At 46.3% G+C, this 13,889-nt stretch carries 12 protein-coding genes; 1 reads left to right on the plus strand and 11 read right to left on the minus strand.

The window, feature by feature from the left end:
• Positions 1–625 precede the first annotated feature (625 nt).
• The 11 genes from BLP57_RS16840 to BLP57_RS16890 form a co-directional block, all read right to left on the minus strand.
• Positions 626–2,998, minus strand: coding sequence for a ribonucleoside triphosphate reductase (locus BLP57_RS16840; protein ID WP_092073379.1), 2,373 nt, complete (start codon positions 2,996–2,998; stop codon positions 626–628).
• Positions 2,999–3,212: 214 nt separating this feature from the next.
• Positions 3,213–4,448, minus strand: a complete 1,236-nt coding sequence (hflX, locus tag BLP57_RS16845) for a GTPase HflX (RefSeq protein ID WP_022426861.1) — start codon at positions 4,446–4,448, stop codon at positions 3,213–3,215.
• A 1-nt stretch (position 4,449) separates the two neighbouring features.
• Positions 4,450–5,508 (minus strand): tetratricopeptide repeat protein, encoded by a 1,059-nt coding sequence (locus tag BLP57_RS16850; RefSeq protein ID WP_092073382.1) that lies wholly within the window; start codon positions 5,506–5,508, stop codon positions 4,450–4,452.
• Between the two features lie 8 nt (positions 5,509–5,516).
• Positions 5,517–6,863 (minus strand): phosphoglucosamine mutase, encoded by a 1,347-nt coding sequence (gene glmM / locus BLP57_RS16855; RefSeq protein WP_092073384.1) that lies wholly within the window; start codon positions 6,861–6,863, stop codon positions 5,517–5,519.
• A 14-nt stretch (positions 6,864–6,877) separates the two neighbouring features.
• Positions 6,878–7,795 carry a nucleotidyltransferase family protein gene (locus BLP57_RS16860; protein WP_015526147.1) on the minus strand — a complete coding sequence of 306 codons (918 nt, stop codon included), beginning with the start codon at positions 7,793–7,795 and terminating at the stop codon, positions 6,878–6,880.
• A 56-nt stretch (positions 7,796–7,851) separates the two neighbouring features.
• The gene (gene prfA, locus BLP57_RS16865; RefSeq protein ID WP_015526148.1) at positions 7,852–8,928 is read right to left on the minus strand and encodes a peptide chain release factor 1; all 1,077 of its coding nucleotides are present in this window, start codon (positions 8,926–8,928) and stop codon (positions 7,852–7,854) included.
• Positions 8,921–9,808 (minus strand): peptide chain release factor N(5)-glutamine methyltransferase, encoded by an 888-nt coding sequence (gene prmC, locus BLP57_RS16870; protein ID WP_092073387.1) that lies wholly within the window; start codon positions 9,806–9,808, stop codon positions 8,921–8,923. Before prmC ends, prfA begins: the two co-directional genes overlap by 8 nt.
• Complete coding sequence (locus BLP57_RS16875; protein WP_092073390.1) at positions 9,795–10,793, minus strand: DUF1385 domain-containing protein; 999 nt, start codon at positions 10,791–10,793, stop codon at positions 9,795–9,797. Before BLP57_RS16875 ends, prmC begins: the two co-directional genes overlap by 14 nt.
• Before the next feature lie 92 nt (positions 10,794–10,885).
• The gene (rpmE, locus tag BLP57_RS16880) at positions 10,886–11,089 is read right to left on the minus strand and encodes a 50S ribosomal protein L31 (RefSeq protein WP_015526151.1); all 204 of its coding nucleotides are present in this window, start codon (positions 11,087–11,089) and stop codon (positions 10,886–10,888) included.
• A gap of 105 nt (positions 11,090–11,194) precedes the next feature.
• Complete coding sequence (gene rho, locus BLP57_RS16885; RefSeq protein WP_021652109.1) at positions 11,195–12,715, minus strand: transcription termination factor Rho; 1,521 nt, start codon at positions 12,713–12,715, stop codon at positions 11,195–11,197.
• Positions 12,716–12,966: 251 nt separating this feature from the next.
• The gene (locus BLP57_RS16890) at positions 12,967–13,506 is read right to left on the minus strand and encodes an anthrax toxin lethal factor-related metalloendopeptidase (RefSeq protein WP_242872665.1); all 540 of its coding nucleotides are present in this window, start codon (positions 13,504–13,506) and stop codon (positions 12,967–12,969) included.
• A 128-nt stretch (positions 13,507–13,634) separates the two neighbouring features.
• Here BLP57_RS16890 and BLP57_RS16895 point away from each other — a divergent pair.
• Positions 13,635–13,889 (plus strand): transposase (locus tag BLP57_RS16895; protein WP_092073352.1); only part of this gene is annotated, 255 nt, incomplete at its 3' end.

The raw sequence follows: 13,889 nt of genomic DNA on the forward strand, positions 1-13,889 counted from the left end.
GTCCTACGATCTCGCCTCATATCGAGACACTCCTGTTACGCTACCTGGTCCCGGTCAAGCCCGGCCGGAAATTTCCCCGTACCAAAAAGAGGAAAGGCTTTGTAAGCTTTGCATACCGAGTGTCCTAATATAAGAATACTATAACTTTTTTTGGATAAAAACACAAGTTATTTAAAGGATAAAAGTACGATTTCTACCCCAAAGGGGAAGTTTGCGTATTTTTTCCTCTCAAAGCACTCCAAATATCAAAACATTACAGAATGTAACATAAAGAATCATCTACAAAATGTTCTATCTAAATGGCATTGAAAACGGGCTTCGCAACTTTGAGTGCTTTCCCCCTCGCAAATTTCCGCCGGGAAACAATTCCCGGATCCCCCACGCGGTATTACAGCGGTATATATTCATACATTAAAGTGTAACACTTTCAATCATTAAACCCATGTATAAGTATACCATCCCGACATGAAATGTCAACCACCTTTCCCCAAAAACGAAAATCCCCCCAAAAAATATAAAAACAAAAAGACAAAAAATAAAAAAAATATAAAAAAAGACCAGACGCACATCCAAACAGACATGCGTCCAGCCATTTTAATTACAATTTACAATTGCCCCGAAAAACTCAATCCAACTCTTCATCCACATACTTCTGTATATTAGAAGCATTCACATACTTCTTAACCTGCGCTCCGTCAGTGATCACAAGTGTAGGCGCCTGACGGATCCCGTACTGCTTAACAAGTTCGGGATTCTGCTCGGCATCGATGATCTCCAGTTCCTCACCTTCCAGCATTTTCTTTGCCATACGGCAGTTTGGACAGGTGCTGGTCGTGAAGAGATATTTGTGCGATGCCACCGGCTGGATCTCAACCTCGTCGCCTTTCATGGTCATCATGCTGGTGTGTACCTTTTTCAACTGGGAGTGGGTAATATCATAGAGGGTACGGTTCTTGTACTCCTGTGTCTTACCATCATTCCAGTTCTGTACCGGACGGTAGTAGCCGGTGATACGGCTGTAAACTTCAGCCTTCTTTCCACATTTCGGACAGGTGAAATGCTCTCCGCTGATGTAGCCATGCTCCTGACATACGGAATAGGTCGGAGAAATGGTGTAATACGGCAGGCGATAATTCTCTGCGATCTTACGTACCAGAGACGCTGCTGCCTTCCAGTCCGGAAGTTTCTCTCCCAGGAATGCGTGGAATACAGTTCCGGATGTATACAGAGTCTGCAGATCATCCTGAATATCCAGTGCGTCAAAAATATCAGCGGTATAATCAACCGGCAGATGAGAGCTGTTTGTATAATACGGAGTATCGCCCTCTTTTCCTGCTGTCTTGATATCCGGATAACGGCTTCTGTCGTGTTTGGCAAGACGGTACGCCGTGGACTCTGCCGGTGTTGCCTCCAGGTTGAAAAGCTCTCCCGGATACTGCTCCTGGTAGTCGGAAAGACGGTTTCTCATATGCTCCAGAACTTCTTTCGTAAACTTCTGGGTTTCCGGATCTGTCATGTCTTTTTTCAGCCAACATGCATTTAAGCCCGCTTCGTTCATTCCCACAAGACCGATGGTGGAAAAATGATTCTCAAAGCTTCCGAGATATCTCTTGGTGTACGGATACAGTCCCTCATCCAGAAGTCTGCTGATCACATCTCTTTTGATGTGAAGAGATCTCGCGGAGATATCCATCATATGATCCAGACGCTGATAAAATTCCTTCGGTGTTCTGGAAAGATATGCGATACGTGGCATATTGATGGTTACAACACCTACAGAACCTGTGCTCTCACCGGAACCGAAGAAACCGCCGCTCTTTTTGCGGAGCTCACGGAGATCCAGGCGGAGGCGGCAGCACATGCTGCGGATGTCGCTTGGCTTCATATCACTGTTGATATAATTGGAAAAATACGGAGTACCGTACTTGGAAGTCATCTCAAAGAGAAGACGGTTGTTCTCGGTATCAGACCAGTCGAATTCCTTTGTGATGGAGTAGGTCGGGATCGGATACTGAAATCCACGTCCGTTGGCATCTCCCTCGATCATGGTCTCGATAAATGCCTTATTGACCATATCCATTTCTTTCTTACAGTCTTTGTATTTGAAATCCATGTCCTTGCCGCCTACGATAGCCGGAAGCTCTGCAAGGTCGTCCGGAACGGTCCAGTCCAGTGTAATGTTGGAAAATGGTGCCTGAGTGCCCCAGCGGCTTGGAGTATTTACGCCATATACAAAGGACTCAATGCATTTCTTAACCTCCGGATAGGAAAGGTTGTCTGCCTTTACAAAAGGTGCCAGATAAGTATCAAAGGATGAAAATGCCTGTGCGCCCGCCCATTCGTTCTGCATGATACCCAGGAAATTCACCATCTGGTTGCAGAGTACACTTAAATGCTTTGCAGGTGCAGAAGTGATCTTACCCTCAATACCACCAAGTCCCTCTCGGATCAGCTGCTTCAGGGACCAGCCTGCACAGTAACCGGTCAGCATGGACAAATCATGGATATGGATATCTGCATTTCTGTGTGCATCTGCGATCTCGTTGTCGTAGATCTCAGACAGCCAGTAGTTTGCGGTAACTGCTCCGGAGTTGCTTAAGATCAGACCTCCTACAGAATAAGTAACCGTTGAGTTCTCCTTTACACGCCAGTCCTCAACCTTTACATAGCTGTTTACGATCTCTTTATAGTCAAGGATGGTGGATTTCATATTGCGGATCTTCTCACGCTGCTTACGATAAAGGATATACGCCTTGGCAACATCAGAATATCCGGCCTGGATCAGTACGTTCTCCACACTGTCCTGGATATCCTCAACAGAAATCCGGTTGTTCTCGATCTTATTCTGAAAATCCGCTGTAACACGAAGTCCCAGAAGATCGATCATATCCGAACTGTAATTCTTACCTTTGGCATCAAATGCCTTATCAATTGCCGCGGTGATCTTCCCCATTTTAAATTCGTCTAATTCACCGTCTCTTTTTACTACCTGAAACATAAGAAAATGCCTCCCTCATGCATTTATTTATAAGCGGATATTCCATTCCGCCTCACTTGCCTGCTTACGAACACACTCCGTTTCACGATCTATGTTCAAAGCGCTGTAGACTTATTGTATCAGACACGCCTCTTTGCGTCAACATAAAAAGCACCATATATAGTGCCCGTTTTGTTCACGGTACTATATATGGTACTGAGTAGATATTTTAACATTATGTGACTTTCGGATAGATTTCCCGCGGAACTCTTGCTTTTACAGCAATCCCGCCTTCGGTATACTCTTCCGAAAGAAGCTGTCCATACTCACGGATCAGCTGGATCTGACCGGCCTCCGAATAAGGAAAAAGCCGTTCCATATAAATCTGTCCTTCTGCCAGTATCTCAGAAAGAAGCTGCTTAAATTCCTCAAGCCCCTCTCCTGTCCGTGCGGAAATCTTCAGCGTATGGTCTGCCCGGAGATCCCGAAAGCTCTCCCCGGAAACACGGTCCTGCTTGTTAAAAAGTGTGATCGTCTTTTTTCCAAGGGCACCAAGCTCTTTCAGGGTTTCATATACGATATGCATCTGCATCTCCGCCTGAGGATTGGATGCATCTACCACATGAATGATATAATCCGCATATTTGGCTTCCTCCAGGGTACTCTTGAAGGCTTCCACCAGATTGTGGGGAAGCTTGCGGATAAAGCCTACGGTATCCGTAAGAAGAAGCTGCTGTCCGTCATCCAGTGTCAGAAGACGGGTAGTCGGATCCAGTGTGGCAAACAGCTTATCCTCCGAAAGCACCGAAGCGCCTGTCAGTGTATTCAGAAGTGTTGACTTTCCTGCATTGGTATAGCCAACAATGGCTGCTGTCTTCAGATTTCCCACAGCTCTTCTGGAACGGATCAGCTCTCTGTGCTTTTCTACCTGGGAAAGCTCCTGCTTCAGTGCGGATATCCTGTTCCGGATCAGACGACGGTCTGTCTCCAGCTTTTTCTCACCAGGGCCTCTGGTTCCGATTCCTCCTCCAAGTCGCGAAAGAGAAGAACGTAGTCCCACAAGACGTGCAGACCGGTAACGAAGCTGTGCAAGCTCTACCTGGATCTTGCCTTCACTTGTAACGGCACGCTTCGCAAAAATGTCAAGGATCAGCAGGGTACGATCCATAACCTTGCACTCCAGCTCCCGCTCCAGATTATTCATCTGGGCAGGAGAAAGCTCATCGTCACAAATCACACCATTGGCATCCAGGGCATAGAGAAGACCTTTTACCTCTTCGATCTTGCCTTTTCCGATATAGGTGCCCGGATGTACGGCCTCACGATTCTGAATGATCCTGCCTGCAACCGCCGCACCTGCCGTAGCCGCAAGTTCTCCAAGCTCATCCAGGGATTCCTCCATGTCATCCCCCCGATCTGCCTGGACACCGATCAGGATAACCCTGTCCTGTATTTCCTCAAAATATTCCATATCAGCCCTCCGAAGACGTTCTGGTTTTCAGGAAAGCCCGCTCTTTTTTTGCAGCGGAATCTTCAGGGAACATCTCAATATATTCCTGGACCTTGGTCAGTGCAGTAGCAAAATCCAGCTTTTTTTCATAGGCTACGATCTCATTGAACAGAAGACTCTGCATCTCGTCTGTGGTAGCTGTCGGAAGGCCTTTTGTGATGTTATCAAGAGCGGAATCATAATCTCCGCTTCGGATATCGCACAGTGCCAGACCATTATAGCCCTTGGCGGAATCACCCACTGCAGAAATATACTGCTTGTACATTGCCTGAGCATTTTCCACATCATCCTGGGCCAGATATACCATTCCCAGAAGAAGCAATGCTTCCGTATTATCCTTCTTGGTTGCTTCCAGAAGCTCTTTTTTTGCGTTGCTGTAGTCTTCCATATAGTAGTAGACACGGCCTCTGTCACAGTGGTCCTGGGCATCCTTGGCCTCAGAAGAAAGAGCAGCTTCCAGATATCTGGTTCCGTCCGCTTCCATATCCTTGTCCAGATATGCCTCATAGATCTCGATCGCCATATCATAGGTGGAATCTTCTCCATAGGCCTGTTTGAAGTTAGATGCGGCTTCTTCGTAGGAATCCATGGCAAGGGCAACCTTTCCGGTGAGGAAATAACTGCCTGCATCCATGGAAAAATCTTCTCCAAGTGTCTGGCAGTCTGCCATGGCATCCTCGTATTTTCCAGACTTCAGCTCTGCAGTAGCCCGGTAGGACAGGATATCCTTACGAAGGCTTTTGCTTACTTTATCGCAGTTCAGAGCTTCCGTGAAGCTATTCACCGCATCCTCATATTTGCCAAGACGCAGGCTTGCGATACCTGCCCCGCGATAGGACTGTACCAGCTTCACTCCGTTCTGTATCGAGCTCTGGTACTCCTCCAGGGCATACTTGTAGCTTCCCTGGGAAAGATCCTTTCCGGCCTGTTCATATATTTTTGTTTTTTCACTGCCGCAGCCGCCCAGAAGCAAGGCTCCTGTAACGGCTGCAAGAATCAATACGGTCTTTGTTTTTTTCATGGAATTCCTTATTCTACAACAAGCCCTTCGGCTTCCATCACATCAACAACACTATCTACATATTTATGGCAGAGATCATCCGTTCCCGCTTCTACCATAACACGGATCAGCGGCTCTGTACCACTCTCACGTACCAGGATACGTCCGTCATCGCCAAGTGCCTCTGCGGCTGCCTCAATGGCTGCTTTTACCTTTTCGTTCTCCAGTGCTGTTTTCTTGTCGGAAACACGCACATTCCGGAGAAGCTGCGGATAAATCTTCATCTCCTTTGCAAGGTCGCAGAGTGTGGCCTTCTGATCCACACATGCCTCCATGATCATAAGAGAAGTCAGGATCCCGTCACCGGTAGCGGAATAGCGGCTAAAGATGATATGTCCGGACTGTTCACCACCGATACTGTAATTGTTTTCCATCATGTTCTCGGCAACGTATTTGTCACCAACTGCAGTCTGCTCATAGTCGATGCCTTCACGCTCCAGAGACTTGTAAAGACCAAGATTGGACATAACGGTTGTTACAACTGTATTTCCGTTGAGCTGGCCTTTCTCTCTTAAATATTTGCCGCACACATACATGATCTTATCACCGTCAATGATGTTTCCGCGGTGGTCTACGGCGATACAGCGGTCTGCGTCACCATCGTATGCAAAACCGATATCCAGACCTTTATCTACCACAAACTGTCTCAGAACTTCAATGTGTGTGGAACCGCAGCCACGGTTGATGTTGGTTCCGTTTGGCTCATTGTTGATCACATAGGTTTTTGCACGAAGTGCGTCAAAAACGCTCTTGGCAATGGCGGATGAGCTTCCGTTGGAGCAATCCAGCCCAACCTTGATATTTTTGAAATCATGGCATGGGATAGAGATCAGATGTCCGATATAACGGTTTCTTCCGGATGCAAAATCCACAGTACAGCCGATATCTTCTCCGGTTGCCAGCGGAAGCTCCTCGATCTCGCCGTCCAGATATGCCTCGATACGTGCTTCAATATCTGCGGAAATCTTCTGTCCGTTCTCATTAAGGACCTTGATCCCATTATCATTAAACGGATTATGGCTTGCGGAAATCATGATACCGCAGTCAAAATCTTCTGTACGTACCACATAGGATACACTTGGAGTTGTTGTCACATGAAGCAGATAGGCATCTGCTCCGGATGCGGTAAGTCCTGCCGCAAGGGCATACTCAAACATGTAACTGCTTCTTCTTGTATCCTTGCCGATCACGATCTTCGCCTTGTGATCTCTGCCGTAATACCAGCCGAGATAACGTCCCACACGAAATGCATGATCTGCTGTAAGTTTTACATTTGCTTCACCACGAAAACCATCTGTTCCGAAATATTTACCCATAATGTTCTCCTTTATTACTGATACAGTCCTTCCGGATAAACGCCGTCATCTGTAAGTTTTTTGAATGCAGCCTGTACAGATGCCTTATCCTCCTGATAGGTAACACCGAACCACTCGTCCTTTGTCTCAAGAACATCTACCGCTGCTTTTCCGGAATGGATCAGCTGGTCGATAAGCTCAGGAAGAAGATACTCTTTTTTGATGTCTCCCTCTTTGATCCCGCCAAGGAACTCAACGAAGCCTTTCTCAAGGATCTCCATAAATTCCGGTGTCAGTCCCCACATATTCATGGAAACAAGGCTCTTTGTATCCAGTGTTTCTGCTGTACCATCGTCATTTCTTGTCTCTGCGCCGTCTGCTGTCTTGAAGATGTTATGTGTCTCTGTAACGCCCACAAGCTTGCCGTCCTCAATATGGCACACTCCTCTTGTGACGCTTCCGTTGTCACTTAATGTATTTCCAAGGCGGAAACCTGCCATGCAGATGTGCATCGGGCCATCCTGCGGATGATCCTGTACCAGGTAGTCATGCACCTTTACATAAGCTTCTTTTCCGTAGTAGTCATCTGCATTGATAACAGCGAATGGCTCGGAAAGGACTTTCTTTGCTGCCAGTACAGCGTGTCCGGTTCCCCATGGCTTGGTACGGTCCGCCGGTTTTGTAAAATTGCCCGGAAGATCGTCGATCTCCTGGAATGCATAAGCAACTTCTGTAATGTTGGAGATACGGTCTCCGATCACTTTTTTGAATTCATCTTCAAGGTCTTTGCGGATGATAAATACGACCTTGTTGAATCCTGCCTCCAGTGCATCATGGATGGAATAGTCCATAATGATCTCGCCCTTCGGGCCTACCGGTGCAAGCTGCTTGATTCCTTTTCCAAAACGGCTGCCGATACCGGCTGCCATGATCACCAGTGCTGTCTTTTTCATTTTCGTTTCCTCCTGATTTATTATAATTTTTTGAACTCTGTAGCTGTAATCAGCGCTTACTCCTGTTCATTCAGCTTTGTCAGCTTTACTGCCTGGTCTGCTGCGATCAGACTGTCAATGATCTCATCCAGATCTCCGTTAAGGATATTTTCAAGACGATGAAGGGTAAGCTTGATCCTGTGGTCTGTTACACGTCCCTGAGGGAAGTTATAGGTACGGATCTTTTCGGAGCGGTCACCTGTACCGATCTGGCTTCTCCTCGCCTCTGCCTCAGCGTCATGCTGCTTGGCAAGCTCCATCTCATACAGACGGGAACGGAGCACACGAAGTGCTTTATCCTTATTCTTAAGCTGAGACTTCTCATCCTGACAGGAAATCACGATTCCTGTAGGGATATGAGTAAGACGTACTGCGGAGTCTGTGGTGTTGACACACTGACCACCGTTTCCGGATGCACGGAACACATCGAATTTACACTCATTGAGATCCAGATGGAAATCAATTTCTTCTGCCTCCGGCATGATCGCTACCGTACAGGTAGAGGTATGGATTCTTCCGCCGGACTCTGTCTCCGGTACTCGCTGTACACGGTGAACACCGCTTTCGTATTTCAGTCTGGAATATGCACCCTCACCCTTGATCATAAAGGTAACCTCCTTAAAGCCGCCGATGCCGTTCTCATTGAGGCTGAGCATCTCGGTTTTCCAGCGGCGGGACTCCGCGTATTTTACATACATACGATAAATCTCTGCTGCAAAAAGTGCTGCCTCATCACCGCCTGCACCTCCACGGATCTCAACGATAACGTTCTTGCTGTCGTTAGGGTCCTTCGGAAGAAGAAGGATCTTCAGCTCATGCTCCAGCTCCTCCACTCTCTTTTTTGCATCGGAAAGCTCTTCCTTCAGCATTTCACGCATCTCTTCGTCCTTCTCGCTCTCCAGCATGGAAAGACTGTCCTCGATGGTTTCCTTATTTTTCTTATATTCTTTATATGCGTCAACGATTGGCTGCAGGTCGCTCTGCTCCTTCATCAGCTTCTGAAAATGTGCCGGATCGTCGGTTACTCCCGGTTCTCCCAGCTCATTGAGAAGCTCTTCAAAACGTACCAGCAGATCATCCAGTTTATCAAACATATATTTCCTCCTGTTTCTGTCCAAGCACCACACGGTCAAGGCCCGGCAGATCCTTTATGATCTGAACCCCGGTAAACCCAGCTGCTTTCATCATTGTACTGACTGCCTCCCCCTGGGTGCAGCCGATTTCATACAGAAGCCATCCGCCTGGTTTCAGGTACCTTCCGGCCTCTGCTGTGATCTTTCTGTAAAAATAAAGCCCGTCTTCCATTCCGTCAAGAGCCTTCCTCGGATCATGAAGGCGGACTTCTTCCATCAGTGTTTCAATTTCTTCTGTTGCGATATAAGGCGGATTTGAAATAAGGATATCATATTTCCCACTATCTTTTCCACCTTTTTCACAAAAATACGGTGCTGAGAACAGATCGCTTTCCACAAAATCCGCCCGGTTCTCCACCTTTAGAATACCTGCATTCTTTTTTGCCACTTCCAGTGCTTCCGGTGAAACATCCACACCGGTCCCACAGGCATCCTGCCGTTCCAGAAGAAGGCTGAGCAGGATGCAGCCGGAGCCGGTACACATATCCAGGATCTCCGGTTTTTCCACATCCCCAAGGTGTTTCAATGCCTCTTCCACCAGAGTCTCCGTATCCTGTCTCGGGATCAGCACGTTTTCGTTTACATAAAACTCATAGCCCATAAAAAAAGCCTGATGAGTCAGCTGCTGTACAGGAATATGTCCTGCCCGCCTGTCGATCAGCGTAAGATACTCTGCTGCGGTCTCATCAGACACCGGTTCATCTCCATGCGCAAAATAATATGCCCGATTCTTTCCGGTCTTAAATTCCAGAAGGAGCCAGGCATCCAGCCCGGCTTCTTCCAATCCGTTATCTTTCAGTATTGTTGTACCTTTTTTCAGAAGGGACTCAAGAGTCTGCATTTTCTGTCTCCTCTGTCTCATATGGGATGTCCAGGTCAAATTCCTCTTTCAGATAGGCTCTCCAATCAAAAACAGCCTCAACTGCTTTAATGGCTACCTCTGCCATATCTGCAGCAGGCTCCTTTGTGGTGAATTTCTGCATGGCAAGACCTGGTTTACTCATAATGTCCGCAAATTTACTGTCTGTTCTTCCTGCCCACTGGATGATCTCAAAGGAAATCCCCGCAACTACCGGTACCATGAGAAGTCTTCCCAGCAGTCTCACCCAGTAAAACGGCACCGCCACAAACATAAAATGCAGCACAATACTTACCAGCATGACCAGAAACAGAAAGCTTGTTCCACAGCGCTTATGAAACCTGGAGCTCTTTAACACATTCTCTACCGTCAGAGGCAGACCATGCTCCACACAGTTGATACATTTGTGCTCCGCACCGTGATACATAAATGTCCTCTGGATATCCTTCATTCTGGAAATCAGGAACATATATCCCATAAACAGTGCCAGCTTCACAAAGGCTTCCACTATGGTGACCAGAAATTCCGAAGCACCTACCCCTCGGATCAGACTGGCCAGTACATACGGAAGAAACATAAAAGCAGCCACAGAAACCACCATGGAGATAGCTACCGTAATGTAAAGAAGCCACTTGAACTGCTTATCCTCTTTGGCTTTCTTTGCAGAACGCTCTTCTTCTGTAAGCTGCTCATTCTTCCTGGCTGTTTCCTCATCTTCCTCGTCTCCTGCGATCTCCGCAGAATACATCAGGCATTTCGTGCCTACCACAAGAGAATCCACAAAGCTTACCACACCACGGATGATCGGTTTCTTCAGAAATGCGTGATTTCCGAAGATACATTTATAATCCTCTACCTTCAGCTCGATCTCCTGGTCCGGGCGGCGCACTGCGATAGAATATTTGTCCTTGTGGCGCATCATGATGCCTTCCATGACCGCCTGTCCGCCGATATTCGATGATCTCATTCATTCTCTCCTGTGCAAATTAAAAATTTTTCAGTTAAAGAAAGGTTGAGATTTCCCAACCTCAACCTTCTCATTTCCTGTATTCGCAATAATTACTTATTCAGGCCGTATTTCTTGTTGAACTTATCGATACGTCCACGAGCCTGTGTAGCCTTCTGCTGTCCTGTGTAGAACGGATGGCATTTGGAACAGATCTCAACATGGATGTCCTCTTTAGTAGAACCTGTTACGAAAGTGTTTCCGCAGTTGCAGGTTACAGTTGCCTGATAGTAGTTCGGATGGATTCCTTCTCTCATGATTTTCACCTCTCTATATATTTAATATTATTCGTATTCAATTGACGAATTTCATTTTAAACAGCTTGCTAAGTATAACATAGCTTTCCCTAAAATGCAAGGACTTTATAAAAATTTCTGTTTCTTTACAGTCTGTACCAGTTCTGCATTGTTCCTGGTTCTGGCAAAGGTATTCAGGATCTGTTCTACTGCCTCATCCGCTTTCATTCCGTTAAGAGCTTTTCGCATAATATAAACCGCTTCCTGTTCATCCTTGCTGAGAAGCAGATCCTCTCTTCTGGTTCCGGATTTCTGGATATCAATGGCCGGGAATACCCGTTTCTCCTGTAATTTACGATCCAGGACAAGCTCCATATTACCGGTTCCCTTGAACTCCTCATAAATAACATCGTCCATCTTGCTTCCGGTATCCACAAGTGCGGTTGCCAGAATCGTCAGGCTTCCGCCCTCGCGCATATTACGGGCTGCGCCAAAAAATCTTTTGGGCATATGAAGAGCCGCCGGGTCAAGACCACCGGATAAGGTTCTTCCGCTTGGCGGGATGATCAGATTATAGGCTCTGGCAAGTCGTGTGATCGAATCCAGAAGAATGATCACATCCTGTTTATGCTCTACAAGACGGCGCGCACGCTCCACAACCATCTCGGAAACTCTCTTATGATGTTCCGGAAGTTCATCAAATGTAGAATAGATCACTTCCACATTCGGTCCCTGGATCGCCTCTCTGATATCGGTAACCTCCTCAGGGCGCTCATCGATCAGAAGAATGATCAGATGCATATCTCTGTTATTCCTGAGGATAGACTTGGCAACATCTTTCAGAAGGGTTGTCTTACCTGCCTTTGGCGGAGATACGATCATTCCTCGCTGGCCCTTTCCGATAGGACTGATCAGATCCACGATACGCATAGCCGTTGTACCGCCTGCACGCTCCATGACAAGTCTCTCATTCGGAAAGATCGGTGTCATATCTTCAAAATTATACCGTCTCTGTCCCTCACTCGGATGGAAACCGTTAATGGAAGATACGTAGAGAAGGGCACTGAACTTCTCTCCCTGGGTCTTGATGCGGATATTTCCCTGGATGATATCACCTGTCTTTAAATTAAAGCGGCGGATCTGGGAAGGAGAAACATAAATGTCGTTCTCACCCGGCATATAATTCTCACATCGGATAAAGCCATATCCATCCGGAAGGACCTCCAGGATCCCGTTAGCCTTTTCACCACTGTCCAGCTGGGTGGATTCTGACGGGACATTCCCGTTCTCCCTTGTAGCTTCCCGGTTATATTCACGGTTGTACTCTCTGCGGATATTTGTGCTTCTGTGTTCCTGCTCATTCTTATCACTACGATATTCCTTCCGCTGCTCCTGAAGTCCTTCACCTGCCGGACGGGTACGATATTCTGTTTTTTCCGAATCATAGCTTTTTTCTTTTACAGTATTTTCTGCCGGTGTACTTTTGTGTACTTCTTCGGGATTTCCTCTGTCGGACTCTTTGGCGTCCTCCTCCAGCATCCGCTCAATCAGTGCCGGTTTTCTCAGAGTAGAAATTCCCTTCATCCCTCTCGCCTTTGCCAGATCCTTCAGCACCGCCAGAGATAATGATTCATACTTTTCTCTCATATTAAATCCTCTATTCTTAAATCTGATAAATTATATATTTGTTGTTTATGGAATCAGATACAACCTGACATGGCTGCACTTTTTTTGAATGAAAGCGTGTTTTCAGCTTATGTTTCATTATACACACCTTATAGAGTCTATTGCAAGAAATATTTATCGACATTTTTTTTATACTTTTCTCACAAAAAAGAAAAAAATCTGCCCGGGAGATCTCTTCCCGGACAGATCCAACATTCCTGTATGCTTCTTTTTTAGCTCCAGAACGGTCCGTATATATCCATGACCCTCTGGATACGTTCATCGGTAATTTTATTCAGAGCCGCCACGATCGCTGCATACGTTTTTGGTCTCTGTCTCTTAAGTGTTGACGGACTTGTTACATACTCAAGCACTGATTCTGCAAAATATTCTGAACTGTTCTGCGTTGCATAGCTTCTGTTGATACCTGTAAATTTGGATTTTTCGCTGTTATAAACTGCGGCAAAATGATTTGTTCTGTCTACGTTTCCCGCAACAAAAGCAAGGAAATGTCCCAGTTCATGGTAGATTGTCTCATTCTCAAAACGAAGGATGATGCTTCTTGAATGTGCGTTAAAGCAGCCTCCGTAGTTAACAGACGGATCGATCGTTACAGTAAATCCAAGCTTCTTGTAGGCTTTGAGCACCCTGCTGTCCATCTTCGGTGCAATGGAAGCAATATTGCTTACTGAATATTTGCTGTCCATGTTGATGCTTTCTACTTTTTTTGTGGAAGCTGCATTCGCTTTGCCGGCAGTAGCTGAAGCCGCCATGACTGTTGTGGTCGTCTGAATGGTTGTAGTTACTTTCCGTGATGTTAGAATATAAATAGTACAAAATAAACATGACCATTTTCAATAAATATTATATGATAGTCATAGATCAAGAGAGGAGAATGGTTATGGCAAGAGGTACAAGGTATTCACAAGAGTTTAAGGAAGATGCAGTAAGATATCGGTTGGAGCATCCTGAGATTGCGCTTCGTAAGTGTGCTGAAAATCTTGGAATTAGTGAATCAGCACTAAAGACTTGGATGAAATCAGCAAAGGAACATGAAGGAACTGTTCCTACTCGTGGTTCAGGCAATTACGCAAGTGATGAAGCAAAAGAAATCGCACGTCTGCAACGAGAATTACGCGATACAAAGGATGCACTT

Source organism: Blautia sp. SF-50 (assembly GCF_900101315.1).
Taxonomy (GTDB): Bacteria; Bacillota; Clostridia; order Lachnospirales; family Lachnospiraceae; genus Blautia_A; species Blautia_A fusiformis.